This window comes from Terrabacter sp. P2_E3 (assembly GCF_056403915.1).
Genome location: NZ_JBFUEN010000010.1, coordinates 61,987 through 78,618, shown reverse-complemented (window position 1 = coordinate 78,618; position 16,632 = coordinate 61,987). Strand labels below are relative to the sequence as shown.

General features: G+C 71.2%; 14 protein-coding genes. 2 read left to right on the top strand and 12 right to left on the bottom strand.

Annotated elements, in window-relative coordinates; translation table 11 throughout:
- Window positions 1-83: 83 nt before the first annotated feature.
- Both AC1DW8_RS15155 and AC1DW8_RS15150 read right to left on the bottom strand, forming a co-directional pair.
- Window positions 84-1,052, bottom strand: a complete 969-nt coding sequence (locus tag AC1DW8_RS15155; RefSeq protein WP_478095051.1) for an acyl-CoA thioesterase — start codon at window positions 1,050-1,052, stop codon at window positions 84-86.
- Between the two features lie 52 nt (window positions 1,053-1,104).
- Window positions 1,105-3,246, bottom strand: a complete 2,142-nt coding sequence (locus AC1DW8_RS15150; RefSeq protein WP_056775896.1) for a RecQ family ATP-dependent DNA helicase — start codon at window positions 3,244-3,246, stop codon at window positions 1,105-1,107.
- Between the two features lie 122 nt (window positions 3,247-3,368).
- Between AC1DW8_RS15150 and AC1DW8_RS15145 the strand changes: the two genes are divergently transcribed.
- Window positions 3,369-3,854 (top strand): acyl-CoA thioesterase, encoded by a 486-nt coding sequence (locus AC1DW8_RS15145; protein ID WP_478095048.1) that lies wholly within the window; start codon window positions 3,369-3,371, stop codon window positions 3,852-3,854.
- On the top strand, window positions 3,851-4,489 hold the full coding sequence (locus AC1DW8_RS15140) for a DUF8185 domain-containing protein (protein WP_478095046.1): 639 nt from the start codon (window positions 3,851-3,853) through the stop codon (window positions 4,487-4,489). The genes AC1DW8_RS15145 and AC1DW8_RS15140 overlap by 4 nt, the downstream gene beginning before the upstream one ends.
- Before the next feature lie 69 nt (window positions 4,490-4,558).
- On the opposite strand, the gene AC1DW8_RS15135 is transcribed toward AC1DW8_RS15140, so the two are convergent.
- From AC1DW8_RS15135 to AC1DW8_RS15090, 10 genes are all read right to left on the bottom strand, one after another.
- Window positions 4,559-5,350 carry a glycerophosphodiester phosphodiesterase family protein gene (locus AC1DW8_RS15135; protein WP_056775901.1) on the bottom strand — a complete coding sequence of 264 codons (792 nt, stop codon included), beginning with the start codon at window positions 5,348-5,350 and terminating at the stop codon, window positions 4,559-4,561.
- A gap of 92 nt (window positions 5,351-5,442) precedes the next feature.
- A complete protein-coding gene (locus AC1DW8_RS15130; RefSeq protein WP_478095044.1) occupies window positions 5,443-6,663 on the bottom strand; it encodes a glycosyltransferase family 4 protein in 1,221 nt (406 codons plus the stop codon).
- Window positions 6,664-6,667: 4 nt separating this feature from the next.
- Complete coding sequence (locus tag AC1DW8_RS15125) at window positions 6,668-7,630, bottom strand: glycosyltransferase family 2 protein (RefSeq protein ID WP_478095042.1); 963 nt, start codon at window positions 7,628-7,630, stop codon at window positions 6,668-6,670.
- A 1-nt stretch (window position 7,631) separates the two neighbouring features.
- Window positions 7,632-8,648, bottom strand: a complete 1,017-nt coding sequence (locus AC1DW8_RS15120) for a glycosyltransferase family 2 protein (RefSeq protein WP_082623008.1) — start codon at window positions 8,646-8,648, stop codon at window positions 7,632-7,634.
- Complete coding sequence (locus AC1DW8_RS15115; RefSeq protein WP_478095040.1) at window positions 8,645-9,808, bottom strand: glycosyltransferase family 4 protein; 1,164 nt, start codon at window positions 9,806-9,808, stop codon at window positions 8,645-8,647. The genes AC1DW8_RS15120 and AC1DW8_RS15115 overlap by 4 nt, the downstream gene beginning before the upstream one ends.
- Window positions 9,801-10,673: a glycosyltransferase family protein gene (locus tag AC1DW8_RS15110; RefSeq protein ID WP_478095038.1), complete on the bottom strand. Its 873-nt coding sequence runs from the start codon at window positions 10,671-10,673 to the stop codon at window positions 9,801-9,803. The genes AC1DW8_RS15115 and AC1DW8_RS15110 overlap by 8 nt, the downstream gene beginning before the upstream one ends.
- Window positions 10,674-11,049: 376 nt before the next feature.
- The gene (locus tag AC1DW8_RS15105) at window positions 11,050-11,469 is read right to left on the bottom strand and encodes a hypothetical protein (protein ID WP_478095036.1); all 420 of its coding nucleotides are present in this window, start codon (window positions 11,467-11,469) and stop codon (window positions 11,050-11,052) included.
- 13 nt (window positions 11,470-11,482) lie between these two features.
- On the bottom strand, window positions 11,483-14,365 hold the full coding sequence (locus AC1DW8_RS15100) for a CdiA C-terminal domain-containing protein (RefSeq protein ID WP_478095034.1): 2,883 nt from the start codon (window positions 14,363-14,365) through the stop codon (window positions 11,483-11,485).
- Window positions 14,362-14,715, bottom strand: a complete 354-nt coding sequence (locus AC1DW8_RS15095) for a hypothetical protein (RefSeq protein WP_478095032.1) — start codon at window positions 14,713-14,715, stop codon at window positions 14,362-14,364. The genes AC1DW8_RS15100 and AC1DW8_RS15095 overlap by 4 nt, the downstream gene beginning before the upstream one ends.
- Before the next feature lie 127 nt (window positions 14,716-14,842).
- A complete protein-coding gene (locus tag AC1DW8_RS15090; protein ID WP_200959193.1) occupies window positions 14,843-16,600 on the bottom strand; it encodes a glycoside hydrolase family 13 protein in 1,758 nt (585 codons plus the stop codon).
- Between the last annotated feature and the right edge of the window lie 32 nt (window positions 16,601-16,632).

Sequence of the window (16,632 nt, the reverse complement as noted above, 5' to 3'; positions counted from 1 at the left end):
GTTGACGCGAGCGGGCGGACGAGCGAGCGAGTGAGGGGGCAGGGCCCACTGCCGGTCGATCTGGCGGAGCCCACCCCGGTGCGTCACGACTCCTTGACGCGGACCATGCCCTCCTGGGCCGTCGTGGCGACGAGGGTGCCCTCCTGGCTGAAGATCTCACCGATCGAGAGGCCGCGACCGCTGACGGCCGACGGAGACTGCTGGGCGTAGAGCAGCCACTCGTCGACGCGCACGTCGCGGTGGAACCACATCGAGTGGTCGAGGCTCGCGACCCGCAGGCGACGGTCGGTCCAGACCAGACCGTGCCGGCGCAGCACCGGCTCGAGGAGCGAGTAGTCGCTCGAGTAGGCCAGGACCGCGGCGTGCAGCAGGGGGTCGTCGGGCAGGCGGTCGATGGCGCGCATCCACACGTGGTTCGTCGCGACCTGCTCGGGCCCGGCGTCGAGAAACATGTTGCTCTCGACCGGCCGCAGCTCGATCGGTCGCGATTCGGCGAGGTGCCGGGCGCCGGGGTGGTCGACGCCGCGGAACGCGTCGGCCAGCGACGTGAGCCCGTCGGGTCCGGCGACCTGCGGCATCGCGTTCTGGTGGTCGAGACCCCCTGCACGCTCCTGGAACGAGCACACCATCGACATGATGGGCGCGCCCTTCTGGACTGCATGGACCCGGCGGGTCGAGAACGAGTTGCCGTCGCGCATCTCCTCGACGGCGAAGCGGATCGGCAGCGTGTCGTCGCCCGGCCGCATGAAGTAGCCGTGCAGCGAGTGAATCGGCCGCGCGCCGTCGCCGTCGTTGAGGTCACGCACGGTGATGCCGGCGGCCATGACGCACTGGGCGAGGACCTGACCCCCGAAGACGCGCCCGTGCGGCATCTTCTGGCTGCGCCCCTCGAAGACCCGGGCGGATGATGCGCCGATCGACTCCGCGGCGTCACGTCCCTGGACGTCGGTGACGGCGATCTGCGCGGTGCCGACGTCACGGAGGGTCAGCACCTCGATGAGGTCCTCGAGTGGGGGCAGCGGGCGCGGTTCGGCGGGGGCGTCGGCACTCACAGGTCGACCCTAGTGGCCCCGGACGAGTGCTCGCTGCTGCCCGCGACGCGCGTCACCCTTCCATCGCCAGGGCCATCGGCAGGACGGCCGGCGCACCGGCCTCGCGCAGCAGCCCGGCACAGACCGTGAGCGTCCACCGTGAGTCGCTGACGTCGTCGAGCAGCAGGACCGGACCCGGGACGCCGTTGAGCGAGGCCGCGAGCTCGGGGCCGACGGCGAGCCGACCCCACACGTTGGCGAGCCGGAAGGCGCTGTTGCCGCCGGGCTCGCCGACGGGGCCGCCCTCGACGAGGTCGAGCGCACCGAGGTAGGGGAGCCGTCCCAGCTGTCCGAGGCCGGCGGCCAGCGACTCGACGAGCAGCGGGCGCCGACGCGACGGCACGGAGACGATGGCCGCCGGCCGTTCCTGCCACCCCCACCCGGCGAGCACGTCGACACAGGCGCGGACGACCTCGGCGGGGACTTCACGGTCCTCGCCGCGGAGCAGCTCACGGAGCCGCTGACCCCACCCGAGGTCGCTGAGGCGGGCGACGGCGCGGCCCTCCTGCATCGAGACCGACGGCGCGATCTTGCCCTTGAGCGGGACGCCCAGACGGTCCATGCCGGACGGCCACTGCGCACGGGACTCGAGGACGACGCCGGGGCGCTCGAGGCGCGAGCGGGCGGTGTTCACGGCGGCCTCGGGGATCGTCGTGTCGAACCAGGGATCGGTGCACCGGTCGCACCGCCCACAGGGCTCGGCGGAGTCGTCGTCGAGGGTCTGCTGGAGGAAGGCCATGCGGCAGCGGTCGGTGCGTTCGTAGTCGACCATGAGCTGCTGCTCGCGCTCGCGCGCCTCGGTGACGCGTCCATAGCGCTCGGCGTCGTAGGTCCACGGCTCACCGGTGGCGGTCCATCCGCCGGGCACGCGGTGCACGGCGCCGTCGACGTCGAGGACCTTGAGGAGCAGCTCGAGACGCGTGCGGCGCACGTCGACGATGGACTCGAGGGCGACCGTCGACAGGGCCCGGGGGGACTCGGACAGGGCGCGCACGACGGCATCGGCCTGGTCCTGCTTGGGCATGGACGCGGACGCGAAGTAGCGCCAGATGTCCTTGTCCTCGGGCCCCGGCATGAGGAGGACGTCGGCGCGCTCCGTGGCGCGGCCGGCTCGCCCGACCTGCTGGTAGTACGCGACGGGTGACGACGGTGCCCCGAGGTGCAGGACGAAGCCCAGGTCGGGCTTGTCGAAGCCCATGCCGAGGGCCGAGGTCGCGACGAGGGCCTTGACCTCGTTGTCGCGCAAGGCCTCCTCGAGGCGGATCCGCTCCGAGGGCTCGGTGCGGCCGGTGTAAGCAGCGACCTTGTGGCCGGCCTCGCGCAGCGCGACCGCCACGTCCTCGGCAGCGGCCACGGTCAGGGCGTAGACGATGCCCGACCCCTGCAGCTCACCGAGGTGCGCGATGAGCCAGGCGAGACGCTGCTCTGGTGCGGCGAGCGGCAGCACCCCGAGCCGCAGCGACGCCCGGGCAAGGGGGCCGCGCAGGGTCAGGACGTCACGGCCACCAGCGCCGAGCTGCTCGACGACGTCGGTCACCACGCGCGCGTTGGCCGTGGCCGTCGTCGCGAGGACCGGCGTCCGTTCGGGCAGCGTCATGAGCAGGTCGCGGATGCGGCGGTAGTCGGGGCGGAAGTCGTGACCCCAGTCGCTGATGCAGTGGGCCTCGTCGACGACGAGGAGCCCGCACGACTCGGCGAGGGCGGGCAGCTGCTCGTCGCGGAACCGGGGGTTGTTGAGGCGCTCGGGGCTGACGAGCAGGACGTCGACCTCGCCCCTGGCGAGGGCGCCGGACACGGCGCCCCACTCGTCGGCGTTCGTCGAGTTGAGGGTGACGGCCTTGATGCCGGCGCGCTCGGCGGCAGCGATCTGGTCGCGCATGAGCGCGAGGAGGGGGCTGACGATGACGGTCGGCCCGGCACCCTCGGCACGGCGCAGCGCGGTGGACACGAAGTAGACAGCGGACTTGCCCCACCCGGTCCGCTGCACGACGAGCACGCGCCGACGACCGGCGACGAGCTCGTTGACGGCCTCGAGCTGCCCGTCGCGGAAGTCGACGTCGTCGCGACCGACGAGGCGCCGCAGCGCGGTCGTGGCCCGCTCGCGCAGGGCGGGGTCGACGTCGGCAACGGGGGGAGCGGCGGGGGGTGACGTCATGGCATCCAACCTACGGGTCCCCACCGACCGGGCCGACCGGCATACCCGGGCTGTGGAGGGGCCCGCGTCCCACCAAGGGGATGTGGACGAGCGGCGAGACAGGCGGCTGGAAGGATGGGGGCATGACGGAGACCGAACCGCAGGCCACGCCGTATGCCGCCCACGTGTCGCTGCGCTGGTCCGACATGGACGCCTACGCGCACATCAACAACGTGCAGTTCCTGCGACTGCTCGAGGATGCGCGCGTCATCGCGTTCCGCGACTGGTTCGAGGGCGGGGGAGCGGGCGACAAGACCCTGCTCGACGAGGGCGTGCTCGTGTCGCGCCACGAGATCGAGTACCGCCGCCCCCTCGGATTCCGACACGCCCCCGTCGAGATCCAGATGTGGGTCTCGCGAGTGGGTGGCGCGGGCTTCGACGTCGCCTACATCGTCACCGACCCCGACGGTGTCGGCGAGGGCGAGCGGCCGGTCTACGCCGTCGCCGAGACCGAGCTCGCGCTCTACGACTTCGCGAGCGAGGCGCCGCGGCGCATGCGCCCCGACGAGAGCGCGTCGGTGCAGGTCCACGTCGGCGGTCCCGCGCCCTTCCGGAAGCGACGCCGGTGACCGGCACGCCGCAGATCGACTTCGGCGACCCACGCGGTCTCGCCGACCTCGGCACCTACCTCGCCCGGGCGAGCCGCGCCAACCCCGACGGTGCCGTGCGCCTCCAGGTGCTCGGCACTCTCCTCGTCACCACGGTGGCGGTCATCGAGGGCACGGGGCTCATGGGTGACGGCACCGTCCTCGGCATGCGCGTCGTGACGATCGCGCCCTCCGACGCCGTCGACACGACCGTGTCCTTCGCGTCGGTCGCCGACCGTCTCGCCCGCGACGGCGCGAGCGCCCTGCTGAGCGTCCCGCCGACGACCGTCCGCGCTCCGTGGAGCGGGCTCACGCCCCCGCGGGACGGCTGGGAGCCGGTTGGCCATCTCGACGGTGGGGCCATCGACTCCATTGCGCGCCAAGGCATCTCGCAGGTCGCCGAGGGCACTCCCGAGAACGCCGGGGGTCACGCGGTCGACGCGCTCCGGCGGCGGACCTGGGGTGCCATGAGCGACACCGTGCCGCCCATCGCGGCGGGACTCGCCTTCGGTGCGCACGTGCTCGGCTTCACGGCTCCGGGCGAGCCGGCGTCGATCGCGGCCCACGGCCGGTGGACGCGCCTCAGCACGTCGCGGGGGCACGTCCTCGTCCGCTGACCCGATGGCGTATGCCGTCCGCCGCGGTCGGGGGTGCGGCGGGGTCGCGACGTGGCGCGGGGAGGCGGCTCAGGCGTGCCCGGTCCACGCGCCGCGCTGGAGGAGGACGTCCTTGAGCACGTCGATGCGGTCGCTGACCAGCCCGTCGACGCCGAGGTCGAGCAGCCGCCGCATCTCGTCGGCGTCGTCGATGGTCCAGACGTGGACCTGCTTGCCGAAGCGGTGCGCGGTGTCGACGAGGCGACGGGTGACGACGGGCACCGACCGTCCGCGCAGCGGGATCGACGGAGGCACCTGGAAGACGTCCGCCGGCGTGCGGAAGACCGAGGTCAGGACGCCGGGTCCGAAGCGGGCCAGGGCCGTGCCGACCTGGGCCGCCGCAGTCGCGACGGTGCCGCGGGACAGGCGGCGGAAGTGCGAGATGTTGCGCTGGGAGAACGAGCCGACGCAGACCTGGTCGTGCAGCCCGCGCTCCTCGATGATGCGCCAGAGCGGCTCGGCCGTGCCCGGCGCCTTGAGGTCGATGTTGAGGCTGATGTCGGGCCACGCGTCAAGGACGTCGGTGAGCAACGGCACGTGCCCGCCGTCGCCGACCTCGGCGTGCGAGACCTCGGACCAGGGCAGGTCGCGGATGCGCCCGCGAGCGTTGCTGACCCGGTCGAGCCTCGTGTCGTGGAACGCGACGAGCTCGCCGTCGCGGGTGACGTGGACGTCGGTCTCGAGGTGGGTGTATCCGAGGTCGACGGCGTTGCCGAAGGCCGTCATCGTGTTCTCGAGCCCGACGTTCGGCGCGTAGAGCGAGCCGCCTCGGTGGGCCAGCGCCACGGGCGTGTGTGCGAGGTAGGCCCGTGTCGTCACCATGCCGCCGACATTATCGGTACCGCAACGTCCTTCCGGATCCGTCCGGCGCGGTGTTCACGCGACTCCGGCGTCGCACCAGCGGATCGGAGCGCTCACCCGGTCGTGCCCGTGCCGTCGCCCCTCACGGGATCGGTGCATGGCCGGTCTGTTGCGCGCGTGGCGGCACGCGCTCGGCGAGGCTCGCCGAGGACCTGGAGGAACCGGTTCGCGGTCGCACTCCACGTCAGGCCTGCAGCGCGCTCCGAACACGCCCTTCGTACGTCGCGGAGCCGCTCGAGGTCGCTCAGGCCGCGGATCGCTGCGGCGACCTCCTCCGGTGAGTCAGGTGCGACCATCACCCCGGCCGATCCGACGACTTCGGGCAGCCCGCCCTTCGAGGTCGCGACGACCGCGCATCCCGATGCCATTGCCTCCAGGGCTGCGAGGCCGAACGGCTCCTCCACGCGCGACAGCGCGCAGGCGATGTCGTACGTGCGCAGCTCCACGGCGAGCTGGTCGTGGGGCATCCATCCGAGCATCCGTCCCCCTGCGAGGGCCACCGCGTCGGCGACCCGAGAGGCGTACGCGTCGGCGACGGCCTGATCGAATCCGAAGGTGCGCAGCTCGCCGATGACGGTCAACTCGACGTCGCGGCCCTCCTGACGCAACATCGCCACGCCGAGGGCGGCCGCATCCTGGCCCTTGTTCGGGTCGATCCGTCCGTGGCAGACGACGCGCAGCGGACGACCAGACGGCGGCTCGCTCGGCGGGTGGAACAGGCGCGTGTCGACGCCATTGTGGACCACCAGTGGCGAAACGCGGCCGTCCGAGCCGGTTGCCGTGGCCCGCGCCACTGCCTCGCTGACGGCGAGGACCAGCACCTCGTCGGGAACGTCGCGCAGCGCTTCGGTGGCTTGGCTGTCCGGGAAGTTGTGCAGCCAGAGCACGACTCGCGCCTTCCGGTCGCGACGAGCCAGCCGGGTTGCCGTGACGGGGTCGTTCGCGATGACGACATCACCGTGCGGGGCTCGGTCGAGTCCCCGTCGGACCGCTGACCAGTAGGCGGCGTAGTCCCATCGGGGGAGGCCCCGCACGCGTGCCGCCAGGCTGGCGAGCTTGCGGGCCACGACGGGCCGTGGATGTGCCGGCCCGAAGTCCAGTCGCGTCACGGACAGGTCGGGATACACGTCCTCGCCGTCGTCGGGTGCGAGCACCACGCACTCGTGTCCCATGAGGCCCAGCTCCGTGACGAGCTGCCGGGTCACCGTCGCGACGGCTCCCGACCAGCCGGGCGTGAAGTACTCGTCGACGGGCAACACGAACGTGAAGCGCATGCGTTCAGCGCCGCATGGCGGCGCGGTCGCGTCGGATGCCGGTCATGGCTGCGGGGAAGCCCGCCGCGACCCCGGCGGCAACCGCAGCGGCCCGCGTGACGCCGCCGACCATGGTCCGAGCGGTCGCAGTGGCCCCGACACGCGGAGCGGAGCTCAGCGCGCGGACCGAGCGTCGTAGCTCATCCAGGACTTCACGTGATGCGAGTCCGAGATACCTCCCCACGATTGGCGAACCGATCCCGTACACCCTGCCTAACAGGACCACGGTGTTCCGGTTCGCGAAGTACACGTACCGTCGGTCGAACCGCTTCCCCTTGGCGTACTCGCCGGGCAGGTGGTCGACGATCGCGTCGGGGGTGTAGACGAGGCGTCCGCCCTGCTGGCGTACGCGCAGGGCAAGGTCGCTCTCCTCACGTAGGCACGTCCCCGGGTAGCCCCCATGGATGCCGCCCACGGCTTCGATGGCCCGCCGGCGGAACGACATGTTCGCCCCCAGCAAATGGTCGACGTCGACGTCGCGGCCCGGGTCCGAGGCGAAGAAGCCGGTGAGTCGTCCGTCGGGCAGGAGCAAACCGATGGAGCCGATGCCCTCCTCGCGCTCACCGGGGTAGCCGTTGAGCGCGCTCCCGCCCACGCCGTCAACCGTGGGGTCGTCGTACCTCCGCACGAGCTCGACGAGCCAGTCCGTGCGCGCGTTGGCGTCGTCGTCCAGGAAGGCGATCACATCCTCCGAGCACAGCGAGACTCCGATGGCTCGCGACTCCGGAGTATGACCGCGACCCAATGGGTTGCGGGCGTAGACCACGTCGGGGAAGGCCCTCAGGGCATCTCTGGTCCTGTTGTCCGACGACGAGTCGACCACGACGATCCGTTCCGGACGCCGGCTTTGCTGCTCGAGGTGGCGGAGGCAGTCGACCACCCGTCCAGGTCGGTTGTACGTCGGTATGACGACCGCGATGGTGAGCATGTCAGATCTCTCCAGACTGTCGGAAGCGTGTCGGACCCTCGAAGCTCGCCGCGAGGTCGTCGTCGGGCACGGGCCGACCGACCCTGCCCACCCCGCGGAACGCGTACCGCCGGGGCTGGTCACGCAGGAGGCGCAGCTCGCGATGGAAGGCGCTCGATCGTCGCCGGTCGAGCAGAACTTCGTCGTACGGGTCGCGGCCCGCGACAACGCATCGTGCGGCGTACCTGAGTCGGTGGCTCAGTTCCCGCACCCGCGGCATCGCCAGTCGAACATGGAGCCAGTGATGGAAGTAGTAGGCGTCGCACCGCCCATAGCCTTCGGCGATGCCACGCAGCCGCCGAGCGTCGAGGCGAGACTCGTCGAAGCGGTGCTCGACCAGCGCGTCGCGCACTCCGCGAACGCGGTAACCGGCTTCGAGCGCCTGCACGTACAGCAGGACGTCCTCCGCCCCGGGCCAGCGGGCAGTTCCCAGCAGATCATCGAACCCGATCCGCCTCGCCACCTCGGACGTGATGCCCATGCTCGCGCCCGCAAGTCCGGGGTTGCTGAGAGGCGGGGTCGGATTGTGGGCGAAGTACCGCGCCGCCAGCGTCGGTGTCATCCACGGACGCCACAGTCCTTCCGACATGGCTATGCCGCCACTGACGACGTCCGCGTCACCGTCGAGCATCGCGCGAGCCATGGTGAGCACCCACGGGCCCGGCACAATGACGTCATCGTCGGTGAAGAGAATCACCTGCGCACGCGCGATGGTGCAGCCGTGCTCGCGGGCACGGCCGATGCCGGCCTGGGCCTCCACCGTTCGGCGGACGCGGGGATCCTCGGCCGCGGCGGCGACGACGCTCGGTGTGGCGTCAGTGGATCCGTTGTCGATGATGACCAGCTCGCTGGAGATCCCGGAGGCCTGAGCCACGTCCATTGATCGCAGTACCGCTTCGATCGACGTAGCGAGACGAGCCGCACGGTTGCGAGTGCAGATGAGCACCGACACGTCAGGAGCAGTGGCGTCGGGCTTCATCGTGAGTTCCCTTTGAGTAGTGCGTCGAGGCGCTGCCAGGTCGCCTGCCACGTCAGCTCCCGCGCGCGCACCAGTGCGTCGACTCCGCGGCGGCGGCGTAGACCTGGATCGCGGAGCAGACGCTCGAGGTCACCGGCGAGTGCGCACGGATCCTCCCGGCTGAAGAGAGCGCCCGATCCCGCCAGGATCTCCGGCGATCCGCCCGTTGCGCTGGCGACCACGGGCTGACCGCTTGCCATTCCCTCCAGAAGCGCGAGTGCGCAGGGCTCGTCCCAACGCGACGGGAGCACGTGGATGTCGGATGCTGCGAGCGCCGCCGGGAGCTCCGCGTGAGTGACGTGACCAAGCGTGTTGACCGTGACGCCACGGGCCCTCAGCGACGTGATACGCGCTTCGATGCTGTCGAGGTAGGAGTTCCCGTGCCTCTCTCCCCAGTTGGTGTCTCCCGTCACCTGAAGCGAGAAGGCGATTCCGCGATCAGAGATCAGCGTCGCAGCATCTAAGAGGACGTCCACGCCCTTCTCCACGGCGATCCGGCCGACGAATCCGATGACGGGAACCCGTTCTGGCCGCTCAGCGCCCGCGAAGCGCGCTACATCGACCCCGTTGAGGTTGACCTGGACGCGACCGGGCGTCAACCGGTACACCTGCTCAACAGCCCGCGCCAGGTAGGCGCTGACCGCCATCGAGATGATGCCGGAGTCTGCCGCATACATCCGACGAAATCGGTCCGACGAGACCTCCAAGTTGTGAAACCAGTGGACGACGCGCACCGTCGGGAACCGGCGTCGAAGGTACACGGCCAGTTCCGGGTCGTTGCTCAGGACGACGCTGTCGAGCGCCTCGCCCTGGAGCACCCTCGCGACCTCCTTCGCGTAGGACCGTTGATCCGGCCGCGCCCAACCGGTCAGTCGACGTCCAGCACGGTCAACGTTGCCGGCCAACCCGCTGCGGGGTGGCGGAATCGCCGGCAGGACCACCGTGCTGCCCCACGGAACGGTCTGCGACACGGACGAGTGGGCTCGGGTGATGATCGTCGGTCGCACCCCATCGAGCAGAGCCCGCTCGCTGACGGACCGTATGCACGTCGCGATCGCCCCGCTGTGCGTCGGAGTGAAGGTTTCGCGGCTGTTGTTCACGAAGACCAGTCGGCTACTCATGCTCGCCTCTCCAGTACCGTCGGTCCGGCGACAGCCGTGTGATCCTGTGCCACTCGTGATCCGCTCGCAGCCAGCCGAGCGCGACGGCCAGCAGGGGACGGCGCGTGCGCCATCGCCAGCTGCGGAGCATCTTCGTGTACGTGTCGCTGTGGCCCGACCAGGCGGCCTTGCGAGTCATGTAGTCGTCGTCCCTCACCCAGCTGTAGTGAAGGATCGCCTGGTCCGGACGCACCACCCGGTGAACGATTGCATTCCGCGCATGCGTGGGATCGGTGTTGACCGCCGACATGTCGACCCGCAGGATCGGCAGCGTGCCTTGGCGGCAGTGGACGAGTGTGGCGCCGGGGCGGATGACAACCGGCCCGGGGTAGCCGGCACGTCGTCGCCACAACGGGCGGGTGGCCTCCAACATCCAGCCGGAGCGGGCCCGGGCGTACAGGTAGCGGGCCGGGTACTCCACCGCTCCGCACGCGCGGGACTCTGCCTCGTCGATGGCAGCCAAGAGAGCATGGGGGTCGAGCAGCACCTCGTCGGTGTCGAGCTGAAGCACCCAGTCCGCGCCATCGGATGCCTGGTCGAGAGCGACCTGGCGTTGCGCGGTGTCGTTCTCAAGCGCGGAACGGTCGGAGTGCGAGAAGCGTCCCGGCCTGAAGTCGAGCTTGCCGAGGGGATCGACGGAGCGCAGCCGGTCGAGGCATTCGGCGACGGGCAGCGGGGTGCCGGTCCAGGAAAGGGAGTCCTCATCGTAGGAGACCACGATGCGATCCACGATGTCGTAGTAGCTCGAGACGCTCTCCTCGAGCCACCAGGGATCTGCTGCGAGGACATACGCGTGGAGGCGCCGTCGACCGTCGGCTGCACTCACGCTCGAGCCACGCCAGACCGAGCGGTTGCTCGCACGCAGGTCACTGCGAGCCCAGCCGCTTCCGCCACGGAGCCTCGACTGGTATGAAGCGCGACTCCTCGCATCCCGCGCCGAAGCCTGCCTCGATCGTGGTCGCGCAGGTCCATCCCGCCCCCCGGACGTCGTCTCGAACCGCTGGCCGCGCGCTGCGGCAGGCCCATGCTAGGTCAAGGACACTCGCCCCGCGTGCGATCAGTGAACCGCCGTGGGTAGCGTGGCGAGAGCTGGTCACAGATGGGTCACCAGGTGGTGGCGTGGAGCCATTCGGGCCGTTCAGCGCGCCAGCGGGTGCACCGATGGGCTCCCGACCCGGAGTGCCCCGCGATCCACCGGCCCGTCAGCGGTCGGTGTCTTCGAGGATGCCGTCCCGCTTGTTCTTCAGCGGACTCCACTCGGAGGTCTCGCCGTCGTCGTCGCGGTGGATGACCCCGACCGGGGTGCGGTTCGTCGCCAGGTCCAGACCCAGCCCCTCCGGGTCGACACCTCGCCCGCTCAACAGCAAGCCGCCATCGTCCATCATCCAGATGTTCGCAGCGGTGCGGTCGACCAGAAAGTCGAAGACCACCCATCCACGTCGTTCCGTGAAGTCATAGACGCTGATGTCCGTACCTGCATCAGGGGACGCGTCCCAGATCTCGATCGAGCTCTCGTCCTCCCACACCACGGCAGCAGGTGGGGGCGTTCCACCCGCTTGGGCACCCGGCATCGCCTGCAGGAGGGGTACGACCTCATCGACAGCTAGGTCGATGTTGATCATCCATCCGGACACTTCACGGTCTCCTCTCGACGATGCGCTCGTCCTTGGTGATGACACGGATGGCGGTGATGCCATCGTAACGACGCAGTGTGTAGTCGACCTGGCGCAGGACTTCCTCGAGCGACAACGCTGACTCCGCCATGTCCAGGACCATCCGTGGGGATTGCCTACGCCCCTGTCTGAGCAGGCCGACCACGGTGCTCTTGCCCTTCCCCTTCACTCCTTTGAACTCCCAGCGCTCACCGTTGATGAGAGCATCGGCAGACTTGCCCTGCCCGGTCGCCGGCAGGAACGTGACGTCGTATCCGTGGGCCGCAAGTCGTGTAGCAGTCGCTCGTTCGTGAGGGGCGACGTCCCTGGCAAGGGTCTCGTCGACCGTGCCGAGTGGACGGGCTGGGCTCCCGACGGATGGGTCGACGACGTGGACTCGGTCGGCGGGGGCGGTGCGCTGCTTGAGGCGGTCCGCGGCCGAGGTGGCGCCGCCTCGCGAGCCGTCCTTGACGGCAGCGTCGAACGCAGCACGGATCTCGGCGTCGCGGGCCGCCCGGAGCTCGGCGACCGTCAGGAGCAGGGGAGCGCGGGCGGCTCCGAGCTGCACGGCCGGGAGCACGTCGGCGCGACCGCCGGTGACCGCACCGATGCGCGTCACCAGCTGGGCCCGTCGTGCGTCGTCGAGCTCGGTCTGCGCCAGCTCGACGTCGGAGCGGATCAGTGCGATGACGAGGTCGTCGTCGGCCGTGCGCATCGTCCCGCCGTCGAGGTAGGTGCGCACCGTCGACGCCAAGCCCGCCAGGCTCCCGCGACGGATCTCCTCGATGACGTGACCGGCCTCAGCAAGTCCCTGCCAGGCCGAGCGGTTCAGCACGTCCTGCCGTCGGGCGGCGGCCACGAGCGCGGCGGAGGCCGCCTGGTCGAGGAAGCCCAGCCGAACGACATCGCGACGCACGTCGCCACCACGTTCCGCGGTGTCCTGCGCCGCTCGGAGCGCTCGGTCGACGAGTCGTCTGTATGCCGCGCCGGCGTCCTTGGCGCGCAAGCCCATCCCGGTGTCGACGGCCAGGGCGCCGACCACTCCGGTCAGCTCCTCGGCGTCGAGCCACGGCTCCATGCCCCCTGAGGTCTGCCGGACGTAGCCCGTGGCAGGTGCTGCGCCCAGGAGTGGTGTCGAGAGGGCGGCGTCGACGTTCTGACGCATCGCCGAGAGCCAGTCGGCGACGAGGTGCTCGAGGGGCGCGGTGGCACCCGAGTAGAGGTGCGTGGTCGAGGCCTCGAGCATCGCGTGGGTGCTGGTGCGGGAGACCTCGAGCATCACCCGCGACCGGGTCTCGGCGGCTCCCTCGTCGGTCGCGGTCGACACGCTCGAGAGGAGTCTCGCGAGGTCGGCGTCCGTCGAGAGCCGGAGATCGGGATGACTCTCGATCCCGTTGGCCTCGTAGGCGACCCATCGACGCACGAGGTACTCACCCAGGGTGATCCGGTCACCCCGGCTGTTGGCCAGGGCGCCGGCAGGAACCTCCGAGTCCGGCAGCGGTTCGGCCAGCAGCGCCGACGTCTCGGCGGGATCGTCGCCGACGTGCCAGAGCAGGGTGTGGACGGGGTCACCGGTGCGCGAGCCGTCGTCGAACCACGACGCGAACGTCGCTCCGGCGTCGGCATGGAGCGTCGTCCCGTGCGCCAGGGCGACGTCGTCATCGCGCGTCTCAGCGATCTCGGCGGTGGCGGCCGCGGCGGCTGCACGTCGCGCGAACCGCCCGGGTAGGCGACGGCGGTCACCCGAGGTCCGAGCGCCCGAGAGGAGCTGGCCCAACAGCCACGCCCCGGTCGCCCGGCCCCCTCCCACGGGGTCCACCTGGACCGTGTCGACAGCGGCGACGAGGTCGTCTGCAAGAAGGGCCGCCCCGGAGGCCAGCTGGGCGCGCGTCCGCGGGTCGGTCCCGACGGGCGCTCCGTGACTCGTGCCCGTGATGACGAGCGAGCCGAACGCCCCGAGGAGCTCACGGACGGTGTCGACGTCTGCACCTGACGCGCTCCGGGTCACACCGGCGGCCATGAGCACCCTGGCGAGTCCGTCGGCCCCGATCTCCGACAGCAGCGCCTGCGCGTAGCCCGGGTCGTCCGCTCGTGCACGGACATGCGTCGCCAGCTCGGCCACCTCGGCGTCCGTGAGCCCGCCCGACGCGCGACCCCCGGCCATGACCGTGCGTGCCATCAGGCCGTCGGCGAGAGCAGCGTCGCGCGATGCCCGCGCTGCGACCACGCCGTCGGCAAACCACAGTCCGCCGGTGACAGCAGAGCGCACCCGTCCCGCACTGGCCGAGGCCCCGGACGGGAACGTCACGTCGGTAGCGCGCGCCACGAGTCCCGCGCAGCGCCGAGCCGTCGCGCGCAGGTCGTCGAGGACGCCGGCGTACGTCCGGCTCAGTCGGACCCGCCCCTCCGCCTGTTCCGACCGAGCCCGCTCAGTGACCAGCACCCCGATGGCACCCGTCGGATCGGGGAGTGCTGCGATCCGCAAGAGAGCCAGCGCGTGCTCGGCGTCGAGAGCGTCCCACTGCCGCTGCAACGAGCGGATGCGCGCCTGGGCGTGGTCGAGCGCGGCGGCATACGTCAGCAGCGAGCGGGAGGCGTCGGGCAGCGCCTCGACGACACGGCGTGCGCGGGCGCCCAGCTCGTCCGCCTCCGAGCGAGCCGCGGTCGCCGCGTCCCCGGTCCAGACGGCCGAGAGCCGCGGTCCCAGCGTCCCCCGCACCGTGGCCGTCGCACGCGCCCGGGACGCAGCTCGGCCGAGCGAGCGCGCCGCGGCACGAAGACCCACGACGTCACCCGTCGGCAGGGGAAGTGCAGCGTCGCCGGGAATCGCCGCGGACACGTGACCGACCTCGTGGACGCGACTCACGGCATCACTGTGCTGACCGGATCACCAAGATTCACAGTGCTGCTCGCCGCTACACCAGCAAACCCGGCTGTCACGAAGAGCTCCACCGACCGGGCCTCGACCGTCGACCGGTCGAGCCGGTGGGCCAGGGCGCCGGCAGCATCGGCGACGGCGTCGAGTGCGTGGGCATGGACCACTCGGAAGCGGTCGAGCTCGACCCTCAGCACGTCGCCCTCGTCGCCGGTCGAGGCCATCGCGCCGGCGGTCGCCGTGGCCACGTGCGACGCGCACTCGCGCAGCTCCGCCGGGTCGTGCGCCAGCACGAGCCGCTCCCGGGACACCCCGTCGAAGTCGATGGCGTAGCGCGTCATGCCCCGACCGTAGGAGGGCCGGCGACGCCGTCTCCGCCGTCATCCACAGGCCCGGGTATGCCGTGAGGCCCCGTCCAGCAGGACGGGGCCTCACGTGCGGGCGGGTCGTGGACCCGTCGTCAGGACATCAGGACCAGCGGGCCCAGACCGTCGTGTCGGTCGGGACGAGGCCGTCCTCGAGCGGCCCGGAGGCCACGATGAGCTCCGCGCCCTCGGGGAGGGCGATGGGCTCGGCTCCGAGGTTGGCGACGACGAGCACCCGGTCACGCCGGGACGAGCCGTTGGTCAGCGCGATCACGTCGCCGGCATACCCCTCGACCCACGTGAGCGAGCCGGTCCCGAGGGACAGCTCGCGGCGCGCGGCGAGGAGCGAGCGGTAGAGCTCGAGGGTCGAGCCGGCCACGCCCTCCTGGCGGTCGACGGCGTAGTCGGCGTAGACGGAGGGCTGCGGCAGCCACGTGCTGTCGCTCGGGCCGAAGCCGAGCGAGGGGCCGTGGACCGACCAGGGGATCGGGACGCGGCAGCCGTCGCGGCCGGTCTCGGCGCCGTGGGTGCGGGCGAAGGTCGGGTCCTGGCGGAACTCGGCCGGCATGTCGGTGGAGTCGGGCAGGCCGAGCTCCTCGCCCTGGTAGATGTAGGCGCCACCGGGCAGCGCGAGCATGAGCGAGGTGGCCGCGCGGGCACGGCGCAGGCCGAGCGCGCGGTCCGGCTGCGGGTCGGTCGCCGAGATGCCGTTCATGCGGGGTGTGCCCGGTGCGAAGCCGAGACGCGAGGCGTGGCGCACGACGTCGTGGTTGGACAGCACCCACGTCGACGGGGCGCCGACGGAGTCCGCGGCGTGCAGCGACGAGGTGATGACGGCGCGCAGGTCCTCGGCCGTCCAGGAGGCGGTGAGGAAGTCGAAGTTGAACGCCTGGTGCATCTCGTCGGGACGGACGTAGGCGACGGCGCGCTCCTGCGGCTCGACCCACGCCTCCGCGCAGAGGATGCGGTCGGGCGTGCCGTAGGACTCGAGGATCTGGCGCCAGGCGCGGTAGATCTCGTGGACGCCGTCCTGGTCCCACATCGGGCTGCGCTTCGTGTGGTCGATCCGCGGCGCCTCCTCGACGGGGGCGGCCTCGTGCAGCCCCTCGAGGCCGTGCTCGTGCTCGGAGTGGCCGAGCATCGTCGTGCGCTCCTCCTCGGTGTCGGGCAGGCCCTGCTCCTTGATGAGGCCGTGGGCGACGTCGACGCGGAAGCCGTCGACGCCGCGGTCGAGCCAGAAGCGCAGGATCGACTCGAACTCGGCGCGCACCTCGGGGTGCTCCCAGTTGAAGTCGGGCTGCTTCGTGTCGAAGATGTGGAGGTACCACTGGCCGGGCTTGCCGTCGGCCTCGGTGACCCGGGTCCACGCGGCTCCGCCGAAGACGGACTCCCAGTTGTTCGGGGGCAGCTCGCCGTGCTCACCGCGTCCCTCACGGAACATGTAGCGCTCGCGCTCGGCCGAGCCGGGGCCGGCGGCCAGGGCGGCCTGGAACCACACGTGCTCGTCGGAGGAGTGGTTGGGCACCATGTCGACGATGACCTTGAGGTCGAGCTCGTGGGCGCGCGCGATCATCGCGTCGGCATCGGCGAGCGTGCCGAAGATCGGGTCGATGTCGCGGTAGTCGGCGACGTCGTAGCCCGCGTCGGCCTGCGGCGAGGTGTAGAACGGCGAGAGCCAGATGGCGTCGACGCCAAGCGCGCGCAGGTGGGGCAGGCGCGAGGTGATGCCGGGGAGGTCACCGATGCCGTCGCCGTCGCTGTCGGCCCACGAGCGCGGGTAGATCTGGTAGATCACCGCTTGGCGCCACCAAGCGGCGTCCGGGCGGTCCGCGGCGTGCACGGGGGTGGCGTCCTCGCGCATCTCGAGGTCGCGCGCCGGGTGGTTCAGGGTCT